This is a genomic window from Stenotrophomonas sp. YJH_SMC_130 (genome assembly GCF_059369035.1).
The window spans coordinates 1-23,502 of sequence record NZ_JCAFSH010000018.1 but is presented as its reverse complement, the minus strand read 5'-3'; the positions used below and the strand labels follow the sequence as shown (position 1 = coordinate 23,502).

The 23,502-nt window shown below is 63.0% G+C and carries 20 protein-coding genes and 1 pseudogene; 3 read left to right on the top strand and 18 right to left on the bottom strand.

Features of this window, described 5'->3' with window-relative positions:
• Window positions 1-60: 60 nt before the first annotated feature.
• The 5 genes from AC5P5V_RS15735 to AC5P5V_RS15715 all read right to left on the bottom strand — a co-directional run bounded on the left by AC5P5V_RS15735 (window position 61) and on the right by AC5P5V_RS15715 (window position 3,579).
• The gene (locus AC5P5V_RS15735; protein ID WP_134967699.1) at window positions 61-585 is read right to left on the bottom strand and encodes a fimbrial protein; all 525 of its coding nucleotides are present in this window, start codon (window positions 583-585) and stop codon (window positions 61-63) included.
• Window positions 586-751: 166 nt separating this feature from the next.
• A complete protein-coding gene (locus AC5P5V_RS15730) occupies window positions 752-1,435 on the bottom strand; it encodes an outer membrane protein (RefSeq protein WP_134967700.1) in 684 nt (227 codons plus the stop codon).
• A 69-nt stretch (window positions 1,436-1,504) separates the two neighbouring features.
• The gene (locus AC5P5V_RS15725) at window positions 1,505-2,443 is read right to left on the bottom strand and encodes a hypothetical protein (protein ID WP_134967701.1); all 939 of its coding nucleotides are present in this window, start codon (window positions 2,441-2,443) and stop codon (window positions 1,505-1,507) included.
• A gap of 154 nt (window positions 2,444-2,597) precedes the next feature.
• Window positions 2,598-2,828, bottom strand: a complete 231-nt coding sequence (locus AC5P5V_RS15720; RefSeq protein WP_134967702.1) for a hypothetical protein — start codon at window positions 2,826-2,828, stop codon at window positions 2,598-2,600.
• Window positions 2,829-2,919: 91 nt separating this feature from the next.
• The gene (locus tag AC5P5V_RS15715; protein WP_134967703.1) at window positions 2,920-3,579 is read right to left on the bottom strand and encodes a LuxR C-terminal-related transcriptional regulator; all 660 of its coding nucleotides are present in this window, start codon (window positions 3,577-3,579) and stop codon (window positions 2,920-2,922) included.
• An 88-nt stretch (window positions 3,580-3,667) separates the two neighbouring features.
• On the opposite strand from AC5P5V_RS15715, the gene AC5P5V_RS15710 reads away from it, so the two are divergent.
• Entirely contained in the window at window positions 3,668-4,321 is a 654-nt protein-coding gene (locus tag AC5P5V_RS15710) for a response regulator (RefSeq protein WP_134967704.1), read from the top strand.
• 17 nt (window positions 4,322-4,338) lie between these two features.
• Here AC5P5V_RS15710 and AC5P5V_RS15705 read toward each other — a convergent pair whose 3' ends face one another.
• Window positions 4,339-7,596, bottom strand: a complete 3,258-nt coding sequence (locus tag AC5P5V_RS15705) for a hybrid sensor histidine kinase/response regulator (protein ID WP_231352724.1) — start codon at window positions 7,594-7,596, stop codon at window positions 4,339-4,341.
• A 137-nt stretch (window positions 7,597-7,733) separates the two neighbouring features.
• Complete coding sequence (locus tag AC5P5V_RS15700; RefSeq protein ID WP_231352723.1) at window positions 7,734-10,304, bottom strand: ATP-binding protein; 2,571 nt, start codon at window positions 10,302-10,304, stop codon at window positions 7,734-7,736.
• Between the two features lie 331 nt (window positions 10,305-10,635).
• On the opposite strand from AC5P5V_RS15700, the gene AC5P5V_RS15695 reads away from it, so the two are divergent.
• The gene (locus tag AC5P5V_RS15695) at window positions 10,636-11,505 is read left to right on the top strand and encodes a hypothetical protein (protein WP_134967705.1); all 870 of its coding nucleotides are present in this window, start codon (window positions 10,636-10,638) and stop codon (window positions 11,503-11,505) included.
• A 50-nt stretch (window positions 11,506-11,555) separates the two neighbouring features.
• Here the strand turns inward: AC5P5V_RS15695 and AC5P5V_RS15690 are convergent, their stop codons facing one another.
• Window positions 11,556-11,981: an organic hydroperoxide resistance protein gene (locus AC5P5V_RS15690; protein WP_134967706.1), complete on the bottom strand. Its 426-nt coding sequence runs from the start codon at window positions 11,979-11,981 to the stop codon at window positions 11,556-11,558.
• Window positions 11,982-12,302: 321 nt separating this feature from the next.
• Between AC5P5V_RS15690 and cls the strand changes: the two genes are divergently transcribed.
• Window positions 12,303-13,790, top strand: a complete 1,488-nt coding sequence (gene cls, locus AC5P5V_RS15685; RefSeq protein ID WP_134967707.1) for a cardiolipin synthase — start codon at window positions 12,303-12,305, stop codon at window positions 13,788-13,790.
• A gap of 18 nt (window positions 13,791-13,808) precedes the next feature.
• Here the strand turns inward: cls and AC5P5V_RS15680 are convergent, their stop codons facing one another.
• The 10 genes and pseudogenes from AC5P5V_RS15680 to modB form a co-directional block, all read right to left on the bottom strand.
• Window positions 13,809-14,459, bottom strand: coding sequence for a DUF1345 domain-containing protein (locus tag AC5P5V_RS15680; RefSeq protein WP_181357837.1), 651 nt, complete (start codon window positions 14,457-14,459; stop codon window positions 13,809-13,811).
• A gap of 118 nt (window positions 14,460-14,577) precedes the next feature.
• Window positions 14,578-15,123: a mechanosensitive ion channel family protein gene (locus tag AC5P5V_RS15675; protein ID WP_231352722.1), complete on the bottom strand. Its 546-nt coding sequence runs from the start codon at window positions 15,121-15,123 to the stop codon at window positions 14,578-14,580.
• 1 nt (window position 15,124) lies between these two features.
• The gene (locus AC5P5V_RS15670; protein ID WP_134967710.1) at window positions 15,125-16,075 is read right to left on the bottom strand and encodes a Dyp-type peroxidase; all 951 of its coding nucleotides are present in this window, start codon (window positions 16,073-16,075) and stop codon (window positions 15,125-15,127) included.
• A 19-nt stretch (window positions 16,076-16,094) separates the two neighbouring features.
• The gene (locus tag AC5P5V_RS15665) at window positions 16,095-16,373 is read right to left on the bottom strand and encodes a chaperone modulator CbpM (RefSeq protein WP_134967711.1); all 279 of its coding nucleotides are present in this window, start codon (window positions 16,371-16,373) and stop codon (window positions 16,095-16,097) included.
• Complete coding sequence (locus tag AC5P5V_RS15660) at window positions 16,370-17,275, bottom strand: DnaJ C-terminal domain-containing protein (protein WP_134967712.1); 906 nt, start codon at window positions 17,273-17,275, stop codon at window positions 16,370-16,372. The genes AC5P5V_RS15665 and AC5P5V_RS15660 overlap by 4 nt, the downstream gene beginning before the upstream one ends.
• On the bottom strand, window positions 17,272-19,326 hold the full coding sequence (locus tag AC5P5V_RS15655) for a sensor histidine kinase (protein ID WP_134967713.1): 2,055 nt from the start codon (window positions 19,324-19,326) through the stop codon (window positions 17,272-17,274). Before AC5P5V_RS15655 ends, AC5P5V_RS15660 begins: the two co-directional genes overlap by 4 nt.
• A gap of 9 nt (window positions 19,327-19,335) precedes the next feature.
• Window positions 19,336-20,733: a sigma-54-dependent transcriptional regulator gene (locus tag AC5P5V_RS15650; protein WP_134967714.1), complete on the bottom strand. Its 1,398-nt coding sequence runs from the start codon at window positions 20,731-20,733 to the stop codon at window positions 19,336-19,338.
• A gap of 85 nt (window positions 20,734-20,818) precedes the next feature.
• The gene (locus AC5P5V_RS15645; protein ID WP_495215941.1) at window positions 20,819-21,841 is read right to left on the bottom strand and encodes a bestrophin family protein; all 1,023 of its coding nucleotides are present in this window, start codon (window positions 21,839-21,841) and stop codon (window positions 20,819-20,821) included.
• Between the two features lie 334 nt (window positions 21,842-22,175).
• A pseudogene (locus tag AC5P5V_RS15640) lies at window positions 22,176-22,835 on the bottom strand (ATP-binding cassette domain-containing protein); the annotation flags it as partial.
• Window positions 22,825-23,502, bottom strand: a 678-nt coding sequence (gene modB, locus AC5P5V_RS15635) for a molybdate ABC transporter permease subunit (RefSeq protein WP_495215940.1), incomplete at its 5' end; no start/stop codon positions are given. The pseudogene AC5P5V_RS15640 and the gene modB, both read right to left, overlap by 11 nt.

The following is a 23,502-nucleotide window of genomic DNA, read 5'->3' as shown; positions in this document are numbered from 1 at the left end:
AAGGGCCTCCGTTTGGTTGGGAGATGCCCAAGGAACAACCTTGGGCACTCCAGGCGGAACTCAGAAAGTAACGTCGACTACCAGATCGGCAGAGAAGTTGCCGGCGCCGACATCGCCGGTGCCCTCCTTCTCGTAGCTCGCAACAAGCGGCCAGGTCTTGGTGGTGTTGGACGCATCGAAGGTGGCATCCAGGGTGTCCTTGGTGAGATCAAGGGCCGTGCCGGCGTCCATGATGGCAAGCGCAACACCGCTGGCCGCGTCGGTGGCGGCCGCATTCTTCAGCATCCCGTCAGTGGTGGTACCACTGTTCTTGAACTGGAGCTTGACGGTTCCCGGAGAGCAGCCGTTAGAAGCGGTACCCATGACCAGATCAAAAGCCGTCTGGCGATTGGCGGCGCCGCTGTTGATCGAATCCGTGGTCAGCTCCGGCAGGGCGACCGAGGTTCCGGTGGCAGTACCTGCGCCAATGGTGCAGGTCATGGCGGTAATCGTGCCGCTGAAGTTGATGGTGGCATCGGCCGCATTGGCCGACGCAGCAGCGCCCAGCGACAGCGCGGCGGACAAAGCAATTGCAAGCTTGTTCATGTTGTTGAATTCCTGTTTAGGGTTGGTGGTTCTAAGTTCAAGCCGCGCGTTGATGGGCTTGAGCGAAGGGCATCGCCTTCGAGAGGAGATGCTACGTAGGCCCCGGCTCGGCAGGCATAGGACAACGACGAGTTATGATTCCGCCCGCCGTGCCGGGGCGATCCGTTCAGAACGCCAGGCGCGCGCCCAGATGCAGCTCGCTGGAGGCCAGATCCAGCTTCATCTTTTCGTCCTGCAGGCCACGCGCGTTGCCGAAGGTATTCCAGCCGCTTTCGGTGCTGCCCATATCCACATAGCGGTAACCCAGATCGATGTGCATGCGATCAGAGGCGGCCACGGACACGCCAGCACCCACCGACCAGGCCAGCCCGACGCGGGTGGTGCTGCCATAGCGGCGGCTTTCGTTGCCTTGCCAGCCACCGGACTTGAGCTGGGCCAGACCGGCGCCGGCGCTGGCATACAGCGACCACGCACCGTTGATGGCGAAATCGCGGTAGGCGTTGGCCATCAGTCGCTGCGAGGTGACGTCATGATTGTTGAAGCTGGAGGCGAACAGGCTGGAACCGCTGGTGTAGGTGTCACTGCGGCGCAGGGTGTATTCACCTTCGGTACGCCAGCCATTGCCATGTGCGTAGCCCACGCCGATGGCACCGGTCACGAAGCGCTGGTGTTCATCACCGGCAATGAAGCGACCAACGCCGGGGCGGGCACTGGCGTCCATGTTGCGCGCGCGGTGGTCGGCATCAATGATGCGAACAGTGGCGTAGTAGCCATCCGCGGCTTCGGCCAGGGCAACCTGCGGCAAGGCGCTGGCGGTGGCCAGTGCCAGAACAAGGATCGGGGTCTTCATGCGTGTCTCTCTTGCAGGGAAGTGCCACCACGGCATGAAGCGGAGCCATGCCGTGGTGGACGAGTGTTGTCAGCGCAGCGCCTGACGGATCCACAGGCCGCGGGCCGAGTCGTAACGCAGCACCAGGCGATGGGCAGACGTCACGTAGATGCCGCTCGGCATGTCGGTGTGGTCAGCCAGGACCCGGGTGAAGCGGGCGCCATGCAGATTGGTGATCTGGTAGATGTCACCCTCCACACCCTGTGCCGGCAGGCGCATCGTCGGCTGCATGCCGATGTCCTCGGCGGGGTCGCCGAGGAAGACATCGTTCCAACGCGCCGTCGGCGCGGGCAGCTGTGCCTGCGCGGCCACGCGCGCATGGCCCTGGCGGGCATGCCACTTGCCATCGGCGGCATACACGAAGCCGCAGTTCTGGTTGGCATTGCAGACGCTGCCAGCATTACCGACCAACGACGACGGGCGAACCTGCACATCGTTGCTGGAACCATTGGCAATCACCAGCACAGCGCCCTGCGGAGCCCAGGCCGGCAGGCCCAGGGACGTTGCACGCTTGGTGTCGTACAGGCCCACCTGGGTCACCAGGTGGTTGGACGATTCAATCTCCTGGCTGGGCAGGTTGCGGCCATAGACCACACGCGCCGATTCGCCGCCCACCACGTCCCAGCGCTGGGCGCTCGCGGTCCAGCGCAGATCCATGTTGCTCAGGTCCTGCACCGGCAGATACACCTGGTTGGCGAACGCAGTCTTGGCCGCGTCCAGCGTGGCGTACTTGGAAGACAGCGAGCTGAGGACGACGTGATCACCCTGCTGCGGCTTGCCAGGCAGCTTCAGCTTTGCGGCCCAGTCACCGTCACCCAGCTCGAAGTACAGCTTGGTATAGCCCGACGGCATGTAGCCGCTGCCGTTGTTCGTTGCCGGGGTCAGGTAGCCTTCTGCAGCAGAGGCGGCGGCCGGGGCCAGGCACACCAGCAGGGCGGCCAGCAGGGTATTGCGATGCGTGTTCTTCATGAAAGCAGCTCATTTGAAGGGAAAACCGGGTCTGCGGTGCACAGCGCATCCGCACAGTTCCCGGTCCGGTCACGTTGACCGATCCGTTCCACTCAAGCTGTCTGACTCGTCCGAATTTTCACATCACAATCACGCCGCAACCACGCCGCGCAATTCAGGGGCGCCCTTTCCTGCGCGGCGCCCGCATCCAATGCCGGGCGTCATCTGCATCGCCACAGGGCTGGGCAAGCAGGGCCTCCCATGCCTGGCGCAGCTGCCGCCGTTGCAGCGGCGATGCGTACAGGTAGTCGTTCAACAGCGCCATGTAACGCTTCTGCCCATGCGGTGTCAGCTGGCTGAAGCGGAACATCAGCGATGCGAGGCGGGCGTCAAGTAGTGGCGGCACGGCTGCTCCCTGCGGGCGGGCAATAGGAGCTTCAACCATAGTGACCTGGTGGGGCGATTCCATCGGACAATGCCTGATTGCGCCACCGTTGCTAGCGACCACCTGCAGGCCCCTTGCGCGCCACCTGCGAGGCAGACACCAGGCCCTGGTCAACCGCGTAATCGAATATTTCGCTGGTGCGCTTCAGGCCGAGCTTGCTCATGGCCGACTTCTTCTGGGTGCTGACGGTCTGCCGGCTGCGCTTGAGCTGCTCGGCAATCTCCTTCTGGGTCATGCCCTGCGCGATCATCCTCAGAACTTCGATCTCACGCTTGGTCAATGCCACGTCGCGGGTCATCTCCAGTTGCTGCGCGATGCTGCCGGACAGGTAGCGCTCGCCCCTGGCAGCGGCTTCGATGGCCGTGGTCAGTTCGGCGATGGGGTCGAGCTTGCCGACGATGCAGGCCACCCCGGCGCGCTCGATACCAGCCAGAACCTGCACCCCTGATATGCTGGTAAGCACCACCAGTGGCATGTTCGGGAAGCGCCTGCGCAGGAAGCCGAGCATGGTGACCCCATCGCCATACTCGCCGCCAGGCATGGAAAAATCGGTAACCGCCACATCGATGGAGAGCTTGCTCAGCATATCCACCAATAACGTAGAATTTCCGGCAGTGGCGACGATCTCGATGCCTGCCACCGAGGCGAGGGATTCGCGCACGCCGGCGAGGATGACAGGATGGTCATCGGCGATGATGACGCGGATGTTCATGACATTGTTTCCTTGCTGTTCTTCATAACTGTTCCGCACCCATGCTCAGTGCCCCTGCCCTTTCCTGCTCTCAACGGATCCCGTCTTGATGAACTCGCTGGCCATTCGTGTTGCCCTTGCCGACGACCACCCGGTGATCCGCCTGGGCGTGCAGAGCGCGCTTGATGAAGCACCTGCCATCCAGTGCGTTGGCACGGCGGCCGATTCCACTGAGCTGATGGCGCTGCTGCAGCGCGAACCCTGCGATGTACTGGTGACCGACTACGCCATGCCGGGCGGCAACCATGGCGATGGCCTGGACATGCTGGCGGTGCTGCAGCGGCAGTTTCCGCTGCTGCGCATCGTGGTCATGACCGGCCTCGACCAGCCCGGCCTGATCCACAAGCTGGACTCCAGCGGCGTGGCCGGGATCGTCAGCAAGTCCGACGATCTCTCGCACGTGCAGGCGGCGGTAATGGCGGTCTACGCACAACGCCGTTACCACTCGCCGGGGGTGCTCGAGCAATTGCGACGCAAGGAACAGCGGCGCGTGATCAAGCTGTCGCCGCGGGAGACCGAGGTTGTCGCGTTGTTCATCGGCGGGCTGAGCATCAACGAGATCGCCCTGAAGCTCGATCTCAAGAAGCAGACCGTCAGCACCCAGAAGGTCAATGCCATGCGCAAGCTTGGCATCGAGCGCGACGCAGAACTGTACTCGTTCGCCGCCGACCTCGGCCTGGAACCCGGGCCTGGCCACGACTGAATTCGCCAACTGCGGGCTCATGGCGCAGGCGCCAGCCCACGGCGATAGCTGTCCACGCAGGCCTGCAGACCCGCCTGCAGGGCGTCCAGCTCGTCCGCAGGTACGCCGCGGCCTTCCCGCAGCGCCTGCTCGATGGCACCACACCGCGCGGCCAACGCCTCCTCGCCCAACATCTGCAGTACCCCCTTGAAGGCATGCACGCGATCCAGCAGGCGATGATCATCCTGTTCGGCCCGGGCCTGGCTGATCGCGAGCAGGTCCGTGTCGCCGGTTTTGACGAACAGTTCCCGGATGGCTGCAGAGATCGGCCGCGGCGTTGGCGGCGGCACCGGTGCCGCCAGCGCCCGCGCCTTCAGCAGGCCAGCTTCGAGGCGATCCAGATTCAGTGGCTTCAGCAGCAGGTCGTCGATGCCTGCAGCCAGGCAGCGTTCGCGCTCGCTGGCCAGCGCGGTGGCAGTGATCGCCAGGATCGGCAGGGATTGCCCGCGCTCGCGCAGTTCGCGTGCCAATGCGTAGCCGTCCATTACCGGCATGTTGATGTCGGTCAGCACGGCCAGGTAGGTGTCGTCTCGCCACAGGGCCAAAGCGGCCTGCCCGTCTTCGGCGGTATCCACGGCGAACCCGAGTTCCTCCAACTGCTGCTGGATGAGCTCGCGGTTGACCGCGTTGTCTTCGGCCAGCAACACGCGCCCACGCCTGTCGGCAACCGGTGGTTGCTGCGGCGGCGCACTCGCCACGCGCTCCTCCTGTGCACCGATGGCGGCCAGCAGCGCCTCGCTGGCATAGCAGGTGACCTTGGTGAACTCCGCGCGTTTTTCTGGAATCAACGGCCCCTGTGCATGGGCGAACACCCAGCGTTGATGGCAGCTTGCGAGGTCATGTTCTTCAGCCTCTTCCCAAGGCCGATGGTCGCCCACGACCACCAGCACATCGCCATCGATGTCCGGCTGTGGCTGACCGAGCACCTGCACGTGCGCCCCCCAGCCCAGCAACAGGCGCTCGACTTCGCTACGCCATTCCGGCGAAGACGACAGTACGGTGATGTGCATGTCCTGCAGCGGCTGCGTTGCTGGAAGCGCAGCGGCCTGCGTGCGCAAGGGCAGTCTCAGGGTGAAGCTGCTGCCCACGCCTACCGTGCTCTCAACCGATACGTCGCCACCCATCGCATGTGCCAGCTGCTGGCACAGCGCCAGGCCCAGGCCGCTGCCGCCGTAACGACGCGAAACACTTGCATCGGCTTGCTGGAACGGCTGGAACAGCTGCGCAGCCTGCTCCTTGGTCATGCCGATGCCCGAGTCCACCACCTGGACACGCAGCCAGCTTCCCTTGCCCTCGTCATCGTCCAGTTCGGCACGCAGCGCGATGCGCCCTGACGCAGTGAACTTCACTGCATTGCTGACCAGGTTGTTGAGAATCTGGCGGATGCGGTGGGCATCACCGATGCAGTCGACGGCCTGCGGCGCCTCAACGGCGAAATACAATCGCACGCCCTTGCGCAGTGCCTCGGGGGCATACAGCAGGGCGACACCCTCAATCAACGGCCGCAGCGCGAACGGGGCCGCCTCCACGTCCAGCTGGCCGGCTTCTATCTTCGAGAAATCCAGCACGTCACTGATGATGCGCATGAGGGCATCGGCGGAGAAGCGAATGCGTTCCAGGCGCTCGCGCTGAGTGGGCTGCAGGGAGGAACGCCCCAGCAGCTCAAGGTGGCCCAGGACGCCATTGAGCGGCGTGCGGATTTCGTGGCTCATGGTGGCCACGAAGGCGGACTTGGCCCGGTTGGCCGCTTCTGCCGATTGCCGCGCAGCCTCGGAGTCTTCGCGCGCACGGCGCAGGTTTTCCTCCAGCTCGACCTGCGCGGTGACATCACGCAGCGCGCAGACCCACACGGCCTGGTCGTGGTAGCTGGCCTTGGCCAGGCTGATCTGCAACTGGGTGGTGCTGCCGGTATCACTGGGCGACCACTGAAGCTCCAGCGCATCCTCGCCTGTTTCACCCCGGCCCAGTTCCGCAAGCCTGGCGTAGAGCGGCGCGACGGCAGCGCCGTCGTCCGGTTCATGGCCGACCAACGCACGTGCCGTCTCGTTCTGCAGCAGAGGCTGGCCGTTGTCGCGGGCCAACAGCGCCAGCCCGATGGGCGCGGTGCCGATGATCGCCCGGCTCAACGCCTCACTTTCGTAGACCCGCGAGGCGTCAGCCAGGGCGGGCGTGAACACGCGGCGGTCGATGCGCTGCAGCAGCCACCAGAGCAGGCCGATGATCAGCAGCGCGCTGAGCCAGCGCGCCAGCAGGTACGGGCCCTGGGCACCCCACACGTCGGTCCAGTCATAGACATGGCTCAGCGTCCAGTCCACGCCCGGCAGGTTGCAACTGAGGATGAAGCGGCCCTCTGTGTATTGCCGCACGGGCCGCGCGCCGACCTCACTGCCCACCGCCCCCAGCAGCACGCCCTGCTCTTTGCGGGTCAGGCCGCCACTGCTGAAGACCACGCGGTGATCCTGGGTCGCCACCAGATAGCGCCCCTCCTCGCGCGCCTCCAACCGCGACTTGATGTTGTCGATCGACTCGAACACCACGCGCCGGAAGTAAGGCGTGGTGCCTTCGGCCATGGTCACCACGCCCACCAGCGAGGGTTGCCCGTTGAGGGGGTTGACCGCAAACCGCGACATCAGGCGTCCTTCGCGCGAAGCCGCCTTCACCGGCCCGGGCCGCGGCGGCTGCCGGCGCACCTCCGGTTCGTTGCGCAGCAGGCGGGCAAAGGCCTGCTGCCGCGTCGCCACGCCCAGCGTCTGCAACAGCTGCGCTTCGTCGCGCACGTTGGATACCGCCAACAGGCGCCCCTGCGGCTCGTAGGCATACATCGCCACCGGCCCGGGTGCATCCTGCGAGGTGATGGAGTCGGCGGTGTACGCCGAGTAGACGTCGATCATGCCGAGGTAAGCGGCGAGGTCGGCATCCGGCAACGGGTTGTCCGCCAACCCCAGCACCAGCCAGGGTACAGCGGTACGCCCTTCGGCACGCACCACCACTTCCTCGCCCTGGCTGTGGAAACGCTTGACCAGCGGCATGCCACCCTGCTGCAGCAGGGCCTGCTGGTCGCGCCAGAGCACATCGTTGCCATTGATGGAGGTGGCATATGCGCGGTCACGCTGGAACAGGAAATAGTCCAGCGCCGCGCGGGCTTCCAGGAAGGACTGGCGCTCACGCGCGTGGAACTCTTCGACGTCGGCGAAAGAGCTGACGACGGTCGCCAGCAGCACCAGGGCTGTAATCAAGGCCCCTCCCCCAAACAGCAGGCGGCGCCGTAACCGGCGCAGGTCATCCAGCCGTGTGGCAGTCGCGATCCGGTCAGGCGTAGACGTCGCGTCAGAGTCCGCCATCACAACGATCCTGAAATGGGTACCCATGCAATTTATCCGATTACGTCAGTATGTGGCCGATTCGACATCCCGCCCGCGACCGGACCCAGCAAAACCCGGCACAATGCCTCACTGGCATAACAAGAAACCCGGTGTCCTCCCTCATGGGGTTGCGCGCGCAGGGGGCCATAGCGGCAGACCTCCACCCAGGCGCGGCCGGAATGCAGGACCTGCTGGCGCGACTCCGGACTGGGCTCGAACATCACGATCGGCGCCTCCATCGGCAGGTCTGCCCAAGGCTGGTGATCGTCGTTCGCGGATGGCAGCCTGGCCTGTGCGCCCCACCTCTGGAGGCGTCGCTCCAGTTCACGGCGCCAGGGCCCCGGCGCGGCAACCAATCCGACACATCGACCGGCAAGCGGCACCGCCACGGGGGAGGCCGGTGCCGGTACCAGCGGCACATCGAACAGGAAGCGGCTGCCCACCCCGGGCGTGCTCTGCACCTGTATGCGCCCTCCCATGCGTTCGCACAGCTGCTGGCACAGTGCCAGCCCCAGCCCGGAACCGCCAAAGCGGACCAGAATGCTGGCATCGGCCTGCACGAAGGGCTGGAACAGTCGCTCGCATTCGTCTGCGCTCAGGCCGATGCCCGAGTCAGTGGCATCAAATCGCAACCAGGCCTGGCCGTCCGCGCGCCAGCTCGACACACCCAGCTGGACCCGGCCGGAAGCGGTGAACTTCAGCGCATTGCTGGCAAGGTTGCGCAGGACGCGCTCGACGGCGGCCATCGGTGCGACCACGCTTGCGGCGACATCCTCGGCAATCACGCAATCCAGCTGCAGGCCCTTGGCCTGGGCGACCGGTGCGTAGAGCACCGCCACGCGCTCCAGCAGGCAGCCTGGCGCGAAACGCTCCGGTACCAGGCTCCATTGCCCGGACTCGATGCGCGACAGGTCAAGCACATCGGTGATGATGTCCATCAACGAATCAGCCGACTGCCGCAAGCGCAACACGCGTTCGAGCGGTTCGGCCGAAAGTGGCGCCCGCGCCAGCAGCTCCAGGTGGCCGATGATGCCGTGCAGTGGCGTGCGGATCTCGTGACTCATCGCCGCAACGAAATTCGATTTGGCACGACTACGGGCCTCCGCCTGCGCAGTCCTTTCCCGCTCTTCGTGAAGTGCGTGCATGGCCTCGCTCACGTCCTCCACCATCAGCAGCACGCCTCCCGGCCAGGCCTGGCCACCGCCATGCACCTGCGTCCGGTGGAAAAACCGTTGCTGTGACTGGGCGGCGAAGCGGAGGTCACCCGTGAGGGTCACCGCCCCCCCGCTGAGATCCGCCTGCAGTGCAGCGGCGCGCAACTGCGGCAGCAAGCGCGCGCCGGTCAAGCGATCCATGCGCTGCAGCGGGCCATTCCAGTCCTGCACATCGCCGGTCCGGGCATCCAGCAACGCCACGCCGACCGGAACGTGGTCCAGCAGCAGGCGCAGGCGCGCATCGCGGGCGTAGATCGCCTTCACCTGCCGCAACGCCGGAGTGTACATGCGCCGGTGCAGCCAGAGCAGCAGCACCCACAGCAGCGCAAGCGCGGCAACCAGGAGTGCACCACCGGACAACAGCATGGGAGCGATGCCACGCAGGATATCGGTCCATTGGTAGGTTTCCACCAACGTCCAAGGTGTACCAGCCACCGGCAATGCCAGAGTGAACCGGCCGTTGTGAAAGCGCGCGCGGGTGGCGTCACCCAGCAACACCCAGTCGCTGTCGGGCGCCGCGGCCTTGCCTGCAGCGCCCGTGTCCTGGCTGGCCAGAACCCGAAGGCCATCACGATCCAACAGCGAAATGTGCCCTTGGCTGTTGCGGCGGAGCAGCGCCTGCAGCCGCGACATGGGCTCGTAGGCCACAAACGTTGCGATCGGAACGCCGCCGGCACTGGCCTGGAAGACTGACACCAGTGACGGTTCGCCGTTGAGCGGGTGGCGGCCAAACGTGCGCTGCGGGGAGTCGCTGCGTGCGACACTCTCAAGCAGCGGCACCTGGTCCCGGCTGGAGGCAGGAACCAACAGCTGCGCTGGGGCACGCAGATGCGCGAAGACCTCGCTGCGCGAGCCTGCGGCAAGGGCCTCGATCAGGCCGCGTTCGGTCAGGCCCTTGTCCAGGGACAGATACTGGCCGCTGGGGTCGAAGAAGTACGAAGCACTGGCCGGCTCGCCGTCATCGGCGGTGCGGGTCAGGCGCTGGATCAGCGACACCGCTGTGCTGAGCTGCAGGTAGCGCTTCAGTTCCTGCGGGCGCCACTGCGTGGTCTCCAGCCCCAGTGCCATCTGTGGCCGGCTGTACTCGTCAGCAGCCACCACCAGCCGCTGACCGCCCTGCAGGTAGGCGCTGGCCATGACATCGGCAGGGATACGGCCCAGCTGCACGTGGTGATCCCACGCATATTCGGCCATGTTCGCCAGCCGCGCATGGCTTGCATCCTGCCGCGCCAGCTGGATCTGCAATGCAGCGTGAGCGCGGCGGAAGTCGGCGATTCGGCGCGCCTCGAAGCTGTTCACCTGGACCACGATGAGGGTGACCAGTACGCTCAATGACAGCAGGCTCAGCACCGCACCACATGCCAACATGAGCCGCTTCGGGTAGCGCCTGAGTGCATGCAGTTCTCCCGCCCCGGCAGGTGCCGTCCCTGCACAGGGGTGCAAGCGGCGTAGCGACTCTACGATGGAAGGAGAGACGGGTGGCATGGCATTGAATGGCGGCGAGCGCTCGGCGTGAAGTCCGGGGGAACGCCAGCATGAGGGGCCGTGGCGGCGGCCGATGTAGGACAAGATCTAAAAACGCGCCCGCGGATGACGCATTTTCCCGCCAGACAGATTTATCCGCCTTTCGAACTTGTCCGGTATCGAAGCTGAGCCGAGCTGGAGACGCTGTGCGTCTCCACTAGACGAGGACCCCGTGATGACATCTGTCCGCAATGGCGAACGCCTGTGGGCGCTACGCCTGATAGCGCGTCATGGGTGCCATCGCGCGAGCCTCCGGATCGGCGCGGCCCTGTTGCCATTGCTCCCTGCATCGGCCCAGGTCTTCATCGCCGAAGCCGCCTTCGCGCTATTCGGGTTGCTGCTTCCGTCAGTGCGGCAACGCCGTGCCGCCAGGACCCTCGAGCAATTGGGTCATGCGCCGTCGCTTGCCCATGCATTGGCAACCCGCTTCAGGGCACGGCACTGGCTGCACATCGCCCGGGCGCGCCAACTGCAATCGCTGCCGTTCCCTGCCCTGCAGTGTGTGCTGCGCGGAATGACCTGGCGCGACCCGGCCGCTCTATGGACCGCATCCGCTGGAAGGCAACGTGTGATCTGTCTGCTGCCCAGCGGTGATATCAACCTGGCGGTGGGCGCGCTGCTGGATCGCCCAGGTGCGCCTGCACATTACTTCATCAATTCGATGCATCACGACGATTCACCCATTCACCGGACGCTGCTGGCGCTGCAACGACAGGGGCATCGCCTGGATATCGGACGCGCCCCTCGCGGCGGGGAGGCCTGGAGAATGCTGCGGCGCGGGGCTGCAGTTGTGACCGTGCTCGACCCGTACCCGTGGTGCAGGCCCGGTGAAACCGCAGAGCCAGCCCCACTGCGCCTGGCGAGACTGGCGAGGGCGCCGGTACTGCTGCTCGGTCATCGCTGCGATGGCCCGGCGGTTGGTACCCTGCATGTACTGGGAGAGTACAGTGCCGAATGCATCGCCGGCGGCGCAACCGCACTTTATACCGCCGCCCATGCATTCCTGGCCGCCGCGCCGCATGACTGGCGCGATCTGGACCGGTAGCCGGAGCGCCAGGCCGCAGCAGACCAGATTGCCTGCTGCGGCTTCTGTCTTCAGGCAATGATCAGCGCCACGTTGATGTTGTTGCGGGTGGCATGCGAGTACGGGCAGACGACATGCGCCTTCCGCACCAGCTCCTCCGCCTGCGCGGAGGCTACGCCCGGCAGCGAAATGGTCAGTGCGACGTCGATGGCAAAGCCGGTGCTGACCGCACCGATGCCGACGCGACCGGTCACCGAGGCGTTGTCAGCAATGGTGATCTTCTCCTGGCCTGCCACGTGCTTGAGAGCTCCGAGGAAGCACGCAGAGTAGCCCGCGGCGAACAGTTGCTCCGGATTGGTGCCGGTGCCGCCGGTGCCGCCCAGTTCGGCCGGCGTGGACAGCGCGATGTCCAGCACCTTGTCCGACGAGGTGGCGCGGCCTTCGCGACCACCAACAGCAGTGGCTTGGGCCGAGTACAGGATGGATTCGATGCTCATTGATTGCTCCGGATGATGGATGAATGCGTGACATTCAGCTCGGTCACCCGCTCATCCTCTGCGCCGCCAGGTACATCTTCCATCGGACAGTGACGATAGCGCTTCCGGATTGTTGCGTGGTTGGAGGTGGATACGTGACATGGAGGGCGAAATGGAGATCTGCCAACTTTCTGTCCAGGGTGGCCGGCGACACCCGGATGTACCCCTGGCCGCGGATGACTCAGGGCGTCCCGGCGAAGGGAGGTAGCATGTCCGGCCATTGCGTGACTGGCGATAGGCATTGCTCTTAGACTCGGTACGTCGGAATCCTGAGGAACCTCCATGCCAGAGACCCTGCGATGGCTTCAGCAGCCACTCGGAGTCACGATCTTCTGGCTGTTGCTGGCCTTCCAGGTCGCGGTTCTGGCACGCGCGATCACCCGGCGTGACCGAACTCCAGCCTCAAGAATCGCTTGGGTGGCGGTCGTTCTTTCCCTTCCTGCGCTGGGCACAATCGCCTACCTCCTCCTGGGCGAAACCAGCATTGGCCGCGGTCGGATATCACGCCTTCATCGGGCCGAACGGATGCTTGGAACCATCCCGACACCCCAGGTGCCACTGCTGCCCCCTGCCACGCAATTACTGTCCAATCTCTGCGCGACCACCAATGGACTGGGGCCGGTCGGCGGCAACAGGATCGAGTTGTTGGGCTCGCCTTCCGCTTCACCGAACGAGCCGATGCTCGACTCCGATGCAGCCATCGAAAGACTGATCTCCGATATTGCCGGGTCGCGTGATCACGTACATATCAGCTTCTACATCTGGCTGGACGATGGCAATGGTGGCAGAGTTGCCGATGCCGTTGCCGCAGCAGCTCTCCGAGGCGTGGCATGCCGGGTGATGGTCGATTCTCTGGGGTCACGGTCATTCATCCGTAGCCGACGCTGGCGACAACTGCGGGAGGCCGGAGTTCGCTTGCTTGCAACGCTGGACGACATCCCTCGCATAGGACATCTGGCGCTGGGGCGACTTGACCTGCGCAATCACCGTAAGCTGGTCGTCATCGACAATGCCATTGCCTTCTGTGGCAGTCAGAACTGCGCGGACCCTGAGTTCAGGGTGCTTGCAAAGTTCGCTCCCTGGGTAGACATCTTCCTGCGATGCGAAGGCCCTGTAGTGAGACAGGCACAGTGGCTGTTTCTGAGCACCTGGATGGCCGAAACCGGGGAGGAGCTGGAGTCGCTACCGTCTCAACACCCCTTGCCGGCCTTCTTTGCCCAAGGTGCGGTGGCCCAGATGTATGGCTGCGGTCCGTCAACAATTGGCGACGCCATGTCGGATTCATTTGTCGGCGCGGTGTACGCCGCACGGCGCGAACTGCTGATCACCACCCCCTACTTCGTTCCAGACGAGGCCCTCCTACGGGCACTATGCGCTGCGCCGCGCAGGGGTGTAAGAACCACGATGGTGTTTCCGAAACGCAACAACTCACTATTGGTGGCTAACGCATGCCGCAGTACCTACCGTGACTTGCTTCAGGCAGGCGTATCCATCTACGAGTATCCGCTTGGGCTACTTCACACCAAATCACTGACGGCAGATGGGCAATTCTCATTGGTTGGATCCGCCAATCTGGATCGTCGTAGCCTGCAACTCAACTTCGAGAACAACCTCCTCATCATGGATCCACTGGCAACGTCGGCCATCACGAATCGGCAGGAAGGCTACGTACGCGTGTCTGAGCAGGTAGCACTGGAGACGGTGGAGGCCTGGCCTTTCCATATGCGGCTTCTTCAGAATGCCATCGGCATGATGTCGCCCGTTCTCTAGAGCCGCCGGGCCATCAAGCTACGCCAGCGTCACCACGACATTCACGACTGCAGCCAGTAGTACGGTATTGAAGGCGAAGGCCACGAGCGAGTGCAGCAGGCTCACGGCTCGAATCTTCGACGAAGAGATGGAGACATCAGCCGTCTGTGCAGCCACTCCGATGATGAACGCGAAATACAGAAAATCGCGTGCTCCAGGCGGCTTGTTCCCGGGGAAAAGCAATCCCGCGTGGTAGCCATCCTGCTCACCTTCGTTCTCGCAGTTCTTATCGGATTTTCTCCAATACATGTGCGCGTAGTGCCAGGCCATCATTGCGTGAATGGTGGCCCAGGCGAGAGGCAGCGACGCCAAGGTCAACCCCAGTTCCAGAGGCTTGTGTTGCTTCCCGCTTACGGAGATGACCAACCCCACCGCCAGAGCTGCCGCTGCCAATGTAATGATGAACACCATCCACAGGGGCTCATCCCGGTGGCCTGCGTTCTGTCGGAGCCGTTCAGCGTCGTACGTGGGGACGGAAGCCAGTGTCCGTGCCAGATAGGCAACAAAGAAAACATCCACGCCTACCACCAGGGCCAGATACGGCGCAGAGTGAACTGCCCAACCCCAGGCGAGAACCCCTGCTCCGGCGGCCAGGTAGAAGCTTGCCCTGGCATGCGAAAGCTTGATCACATTCTGGCTCCCTTTGATGTCCAGCCAGCGACCTGGCGGAGATTCGACGAGGCTTGCTGGTCATTTTCCAGCGTCATTGGACCGCGATTGCGGGGATAGTCCATCACTGGCGCCTCATTCAGTCACTTGGTTTCGTAGAGCCTGGATGCGCAACTCGAACAATGGCGCTGGCCATGGCGACACCATTTGGAATTACGACCTCGTTCCCTTGCGCATCCCGAAGGGTTGTGAAACCAAGAGAGATGCCCTCCACCCGGGCTTCGATGACCCCATTGGGAGCATACACGCGGACGGTATCCCCCACGCGCATCGCCTTTGACATGAGAAGCGAGAATCCTGCAATCAGGTTACCGAGGGTGTCCTGCGCCGCCAGACCAACTACAACCGAAAGGATGCCCGCCCCCGCAAGCATCGTCGACCCGAGGGTCCTGAGCTCGGGGATAAGGTGCGCATAGAGGCCGACGGCCAGCAGGTAGATCAACCACTGTCCCAGTACGCTTGCAAACTGGAGCGTGGTCCCATCCGTAAGCCGTGCACCGATACGACGAGCTGACCTCCTGAGAAATGCGGCAATGATCGTGGCGAGAAGCGCGATGAGCGCCCCAATCGCTACTGCGCCTACGACAGATGACGGATCCAATAAAGCGTTGACAGTAGTCTGCATATCAACCTGCCATTGCCGCGAGTGCGCTTCTGGACGGAACAAAGAAGACGTTGCCAGTCACGGCTCTTGAGAAATCAAGAATTCGGTCGTGAAGCGGCGGCGGGTTGCCGATGAACATTCGCTCAAGCATCTGCTCGACCACCCAGAGATGTCTTGAATAGCCAATGAAGTAGGTCCCGTACTCGGCATGTGACGGTCTTGCAAAAGGCATATTGTCCCGCAGAATGTCGTGTTCGATCCCATCCTTTGTAATGGTACACAGCGTCTTGTGCGACTTCTGATCTGCCTCTGATGCGTCTGGAAGCTCGGTGTTCGTAAATTTTCTGCGACCGATGATCTGCTCCTGGACTTCAGTACTAAGGCCCTTCCAGGCCTTGAGATCGTGAAGGTACTTCTGTGTGACAACGTAGCTTCCACCCGCGTGCGCGGGATCTTCGCTTCCGACGATGGTCGCCTCGGGAAGCGCCCAACCAACTGGATTGGCAGTGCCATCGACAAACTCCAGCAGATCGCGACCATCGAAGTATCTGAATCCACTGACTTCGTCCTGCCCTGCAACTGCCCCATCCAAGCCCTCGAAGAGCATCTGCTGGAACGCGACAATCAGATCCATCGACTTGGCGCGGATATGGAACAGGAGATCGCCTGGCGTGGAGACTGCCGCATGCGCTGCGCCTCGGATCTCCTTGAACGGACGTAGCTCAGCAGGCGGAGCCGTGCCAAGGAGCGAGCCCCATACGTTCGCGCCAATCCCGACGTTGCAGGTAAAGGTGCCGGTCACATCTCTGACGAGCACGTTCTTGATCAGATCGTCCAGGCTGCCCAGGACCGTTCGAACGGTAGATAGGGACGAGGCGTCCCGCTCAATGGTAAGAACAAGGAAGGATGCAGCGATCGACAGTGGTGCATCGATCGGTTGCGGTTCGGGGGATTGCGGCGTCGCGTAGCTCATTGAACGCTCCTGGAGTGGGTCACCGATCACGCATGGCCAGCAGCACCCGCCGCAATCCATGCACCTGCTCGATCAGTTGAAGCGCAACGTCCACCCCTGCCTCATTGACCTCCATTTCAAATATAAGGTCGCGAACCAAAAGTGCTCTACTGAGATCGACACGCGTGTAGACCAGCCCATCCTCACCCTGCTGTGGAGAGATCCACTCCAGCTGGACCCAATGGCTCAGCACAGCCTCCTCGACGCCGGCCTGGTCGAGGATATCCTGAACACTGACAACCTCATTCAATGCGCTCATGCTGCACCTCCTTCCCGCGGATTGAAGGACGCGCCCGACTCCCAGGTCTTCACGAACTGGGCCAGCTCCGCGTCCATAGGCTTCTGTAGAACAATCTTCAATCGGACGAACTCATCGCCTCGGCCACCGGAGCGTAGTGGCATGCCCTGCCCTTTCAGCCGAAGCCGGGTGTTGCCATCTGAGCCAGCCGGCACGCCCACCTCGGCGTGACCGGTTGGTGTCGGCACGGTAATGCGTGCGCCCAACACGGCTTCCTTCAAGGAGATGGGCACATCAATCGTGAGCGAGTCGCCCTCGGCAAGGAAGCGTGGGTCTGGTGCAATCTCCAGCTCTATGAAGGCATCGCCGTCTCCCCCCGTACCAGCACCCTTTGCGCCCTTGCCTCGGAGGCGGAGTGTTTGCCCCTGGGTGACGCCCGGTGGAATGTTCACATCCAGGGTGCCGCCATCGCCCAGGACCACGCGCTCAGCGCCTCCCTCGATGGCGCGCGCCAGGCTGATTTCGAGGTGATAGCGGAGGTCCTGGCCACGGCGGTTTGCACGGGCATTCGACGTGCGGCGGAAGAACTCGGCGAACGGATCACCGGCTTCGGCAAAGTCCGCGTAGCCACCAAAGCCGCCGTCGCCATAGCCGGCATCGGCCTGGGCATAGTCGCGGTAGTACTCGCGGCGCGGGCGCTCCGCTCCGGTTTCGTCGATCGCCCCTTGGTCAAACAGCGCCCGCTTCTCCGGATCGATGAGCAGCCTGTAAGCATTGGCGACATCCTTGAACTTTTCTTCCGCGGCCTTGTCGCCTGGGTTCAGGTCGGGATGCAGCTTCCTGGCCAGCCTCCGGTACGCCTTCTTGATCTGATCCGTCGTGGCGTCACTGGCAACACCCAGTGTTTCGTATGGACTGCTCACTCCAACCTCCATTCGTTCATGTCATTTGAGGAATTCAACGCGCTGGGACGGTCCTCGGCCGCCTCTGGCATCCACAGTTCAACGACGGTCCCGGCTGGCCCCGTACTCGCCACAGAGAGGTTTCCTCTATGCCGCGACGCCAACATCTGGCTGATCGAAAGGCCGAGCCCGGTGCCCTGATGGTGCTTGGTCGTGAAGAAGGGCTCGAAGATCCGCTCCAGGATGTCCTGCGGGATGCCGCCGCCGGCGTCGGAGATCCGCAGCGCCACTCCAGGTGCACCGTGGATGTCATCCGTGTCCTCGGTGGCTAGTCCCAGGACACCGCCGCCCGGCATGGCATGGAGTGCATTGATCATGATGTTCACCAGGATCTGCTGGATTTCCCCTCTGTTGGCCCTGATGAGTCGGGTGGAATGAAACCTCTTCTCGATCATGACGGGCTGGCGTTTGGTCAGGTGCTGTACCAGCGGTAGCGTTTCCAGCAGCAGGGATGAAGGTTCCAACAGCTCGTATCCCGCTGCGTGCTCGCTGGGTTTTGAGAACTGAAGCAGCTTGGACACGATCGTACTGATACGCTGGATCTGATCCTCGATGAGGTCAAACTCGTCCTTGCCGCCTGGTCCGAAATCCTGGAGCACGGCTTCACGCAGGAGCTCCAGATTTCCCTGCATCACTGCGAGCGGATTGTTGATCTCATGTGCGACACCTGCGGCGATCTCGCCAATAGTTGCCAACTTCTCTTTCACAATCAGGTGCTGCGTTGCTTCCTCCAACTGACGGTTGGCAAGCAGCAGTCCCGCCGTCCGCTCCTCTACCCGCGTGTTGAGCTCCTCGTTCCAGGCCACCAGCTGCCGCTCGTTGTCCTGCAGCTGGTTGAGCATCTGGTCCAGCTGCGATGCCAGTCGCCCGATCTCGTCGTTGGAACCACGCGCGCCTGCGCGGGCGTTGCGATCGCCGGCGTTGACCCGCGCAATGGCTGCGTCCATCTTTTCCAGCGGACGAAACACGCCACGGGCGATATACAGAAACAGAGGGACGGTAATTGCCGCAACCAGCAGGCAACCGAGGACGATCATTCCGATGGCGTTCCGTCGCGCGGTAGCGAATGGCTCGTCCGAAAACCCAACGAAGAGCATGCCGACCGGCACACCCTCACCGTCCCGAATCGGCATATAGCCTGACACATACCAGTCATTGACCACGAAGGCCTTTGCCAACCACGTCTTGCCTTGACCAAGAACCGCTGCGGCCACTTCCGCTGACGCTCTTGTGCCGGACGCTGGGCGCCCGCCGGGCAGCTTGGCATTCGTGCTGATGCGGGTATCGCCAAGGAAAAGGGACGCGATACCGGCACTTCCGGTGCGCATGCCGTTGTCGCGATAGATCAAGTCCGTGATCTGGTCGATGAAGTGCGTGTTGTGGTTCAGCAGCGTGCCCGCGACCAGCACTCCTGGCTGCTGGCCGGGCAAGTTCACTGGAGTAGCAGCCTGGATCATCAGTGCGCGCCGTTCATATGTGCTCGGCGGCGCCTGCTCTCCCGGCTCTGGCAGACGGACTATCTCGGCACGCGCCGCCAACTGGGGCGAGAGCGCTCGCAGGTCATCCTCTTGCACTACGCCTACCTGCACGTCGGAGACGCCGTTGAAGGCCTTCTCAATCACTGGCCACTTGAGCAACACGGCCTTCTGCGATGACGGTTCGCTGCTGGCCAGGAGATGGCCATCTCGATCAAGCAGCGCGATGAAGTCCAATGCACCTGGACGGGCTTTCGATGCAAGCAATGTGCTGAGAGCGTCCCTGTCACCACCAACTGCGCTATGAAAGCTCTCCGAGTCAGCGATGGCAGCAAGTGATGCACGGTCATTGATCAGCAACTGGTTCATGTACTGCCCAGCAATCTTCAGATCACTGCCGACCTTGGAGGACAGCAGTTCATCGAAACGCTTGTCCCACTTATAGATGAGCACGCCAACGATCATTGGCAGGATCACGACCATCGGAAGGATCGCGATCAGTAGCAGGCGATGGCGGACGGAGCGCACTCGTTTCATTGCGGTTCCCTAAGCTGATACGTTCCAGCTGGAACATTTGCGGTCGATGGTCTTCCGCGAAATCCCCAGAATGCCGGCTGCCTGTTCGCGATCTCCACCCGTTTCGCGTAGTACCGCCAGGATGTGCCGACGCTCGACCTCGGACAGAAGTCGACTGCGCGGATCAGACAGAGATTCGAGCCGTTCAAGATGCGACGGAAAATGGCCCAGGATCAGGCTGCGCTCCACGTAGTTGTGCAGTTCGCGGACATTGCCCGGCCAAGAGTAGTGCTGGAGATAGGCACGGGTTCGTTCATCGAACGGAATGGGATGTAGACCAAGCTGCAGCCCCAGTTCGCGCATGAATCCGGCCGCTAGTTCCAGTACGTCCGTCCCCCGGTCGTGCAGGCGTGGTATCTGCACCTCCAGGACATTGATCCGATAGAAGAGATCGGACCGGAAGGTGCCGTCCTTCACTGCCGAGACCAGATTCTTGTTGGTCGCGAAGACGAAACGGACGTCGATGGGAGTCTCGCGCTCTGCGCCGACCGGGCGTATCCGCCTATCCTCGAGCATGCGCAGAAGCTTGCCTTGGAACGCCAGTGGCAGGTCGGCGACCTCATCGAAGAACAGCGTCCCGCCTTGGGCATATGACACCAGGCCTTGGCGTGATGCTTGCGCCCAGTTGAACGCCCCCTTCAGATGGCCGAACAGTTCACTGTCGATCAGCTCGGCCGGGATCGCTGCGCAGTTGATAGGAATAAAGGGGTTGGAGGCGCGCGTGGAGAGCGAATGCAACGATCGTGCCGCCACCTCCTTGCCCACGCCGGACTCTCCAGTGAACAAAACACTGCTGGGCAAGGGCGCCACTTTTGCGATCAGGTCGCGAGTGGCTTGGATCACTCGCGAGCTGCCGGTGAGCTTGTCGCGCAGTGGTGAAGGCGCGCCCGATCCATGCAGTTCGTGGCGTAGAACAGCATTTTCGCGCTGCAGCCGACCGCGCTCCAGACAGCGAGACAGGGCCGCCAGCAGCTGGCTGGTTCGGAATGGCTTGAGTAGGAAGTCAGCGGCGCCTGCGCGGATCGCACCGATGGCCGAGTCCAGGTCCGCGTAGGCGGTGATCAGAATGAAGTCAGCCGACGTACCCTCCCGGCGCTGCTCCTCCAACCAGACGATCCCACTCTTCCCAGGCATCACGTTGTCGACAACGACTATGTCGAAGTGGCGCTCGGCCAGATGCTTCTCGGCTTCTTCAGTGTCTGCAGCCGCTTCCACAGCCTTGCATCTTGGCCGCAGGGCACGCACCAGAAAACTGCGCATACCTGGCTCGTCGTCGACGATCAGGATCGACGAATCTGAAAGATCCGGCCAAGCGACATCGCCACCGGCGTGCTCTTCGGCTGCATGAATGGCGCTCTTGGGCGTCATATTTCCCTCGGTTCTGTATGTGCTGCGTTAAACGCTGTGTGATTTCAATCGGAGACGTGCCACGGGGCCTGCCACTTTCGTCGCCTCATCTCAGTGATCGTTCTGCCCGCTCGCTGGCAAGTTCCTCGCCACCGCTTGCGCTGCCGGCGTCGGTGTTGGCGAGCTCCAGGATCGACATCATCTCGCGCTCAACTATCTGCCGCAGCGAATACAGTGGGAGCGCGTTGGGTGCAAGGCTGAAGGGTTCTTCCAGCTGGTGCCCGAGTGCATCAAGACCAAAAAACGTGTAGGCCACTATCAACACTGGCAATAGCGTCCACCAGCCGAGTGACCCAGCCAGTGCGAACGGCAGCATGGTGCAGAACACGATGGCAGTGCGGTGCAGGAGCAATGAGTATGAGAACGGCACCGGGGTATTGAGGATGCGCTCGCAGCCCCCTTGGATAAGAGCTAGCGTGCTGAGTTGGCCGTCAAGGACAGAGTACTGGATCGAGTCGATCTTGCCGCTCCTGACGAGTTGCAGGCATCGATTTCCGATACTTTCAAGGACCGCATTTGTTGGATTGGGACCCTTTGCGGCGGCTCCGATATTGCACCAAAGGCTGATTGCGTCGGCCTCGCTGTTTCTCCGCAGCCTGGCCGTCAGGCCTGCCGTGAATCCACAGAGGCCATGAATGATCTGCGTTCGATCCTCAGGGGCTAAGGCCGCCGTCTGCCGTGCCAGCGATCTACAGGCGATGATCAGTTCTCCCCATAGATGCCTTGCTTCCCACCATCGGGAATAGCAGGCATTGTTGCGGAAGCTCATGAACACCGACAGCGCGATGCCAATCAGCGTGAACGGGACGGAGCCGAACCGGGCGAAGATGCCCGGGTGCTCAAGCGACGCAAGAATGGCGATGATGCTGATCAACGCGATCAGCATCAGATGCCTCGCGATCTTCGGAAGAATCGTGCCTTTGACCGCAAACGCAATGTCCCACATCGTCGGTTGGCGCCGCATCCTCATTTCGACGTCCTGGCGTACGTTCCTCATGTCGACCTCTTGCTCGTCAATGGGACTGCCGTAACGCCCCGCGCCACAGTAGGGGCTTGTGGTCAGCGACATGGCTGCACTCTTCCCACGATGGTCAGGCAGGTGTGCAGGCCGGTAGCCTGGGGAGAGCTTTCGCTTGTTGACGGAATGATCATGTCAATTGAGCCACTTGGGAAGCACCAGTTGCAGGAGTAAGGTGCACTTGAGGGAACTGGATTCACTGTTCGTCCCGACACCTTTCCCCAAACCCTGCATGCGCATTGACGGACAGGGGAAGGCACGTGGAAGCGTTGGGTGTAAAGGCCTCTACCGAGAGGTTGCAAGGCGGCAAGAGTGGATAAGCCTGGGCTGCCGGCTGGACCATTCGGACATTACTGTCCGGATCTACACTGACTTCCTTTCCGTGTACCACCTGGCCCGACTCCATATGCACTACCTGCTGCCCGAAGAAGCGGATGTCCTGAGGGTCGTGGCTGATCAACAACAACGGGATCCCGGTCTTGTCCAGCACTGCCTCCAACTCCTGGCGCAGATGCTGGCGCAGGTCGTGGTCCAGCGCGGAAAACGGCTCGTCCAGCAGCAGCGCCTGCGGTTGCGTCACCAGCGCCCGCGCCAGTGCGGTGCGCTGGCGCTGCCCGCCGGAAATCTGTGATGGCAGCAGATCCCCCACCGTGTCGATGCGGAAGGCCTGCAACCACTGCTCCACCGCATCGAAGCGCTGGCGGTTCCGTGGATTCAACCACCCCTTCTCCAGCCCGAACGCCACGTTCTGGCGCACGCTCAGGTGCGGGAACAACGCGTAATCCTGAAACACATAGCCCAGCTGGCGGCGCTGCGGCGGCAGATCCACGCCGGTGGCCGCATCGAACAGGGTCTGCCCCTGCACGCGCACATGTCCCTGCCCGGGCCGCAGCAGCCCGGCCACCGCCTTCAGGGTCAGGCTCTTGCCCGCGCCCGAGGGGCCGAACAGCACCACCTGCCGCTGCGTGCACTGCAGCGATACGTCCAACACGAAATCCTGGCCGGCCGCCTGCAGGCGGCGCTGCACCTGCAGGTCAAGCCACATCACGCAGCTCCCGGCGACGTCCGCCCACCAACCGCGCGGCCAGCAACAGGATCACGATGCAGACCACCGAGGTCAGGATCACCAGCGCATTGGCCTTGCCGTCCTGGCCGGCCTGTACCGCCTCGTAGATGGCGATCGACAACGTCTGCGTCCGGCCCGGAATGCTGCCGGCCACCATCAGCGTCGCGCCGAATTCGCCCATCGCGCGCGCAAACGCCAGCAGCAGGCCGGCGAGGATGCCGCGCCACGCCAGTGGCAGCGTGATGCGGAAAAACACCGCCACTTCGGACACACCCAGCGTGCGTGCGGCTTGTTCCAACTGCCTGTCCACTTCCTCGAACGCCGCGCGTGCCGGCTTGAACACCAGCGGAAGCGAAGCCACCGCCGCCGCGATCACTGCAGCCTGCCAGGTGAACACCAGGTTGATGCCGAACCACGACTGCAGCCACGCGCCGACCGGGCCATTGCGGCCGATCAGCACCAACAGGTAGTACCCCAGCACCGTCGGTGGCAGCACCATCGGCAAGGTCAGCAGCGAATCCAGCAGCTCACGGCCAGGAAAGCGCCGACGCGCCAGCAGAGCGCCCAGTGCCACGCCCAGCACCAGATTGATCGCGGTGGCCCAGCCGGCCACCTTCAGCGACAACCACAGTGCGCTCCAGTCCAG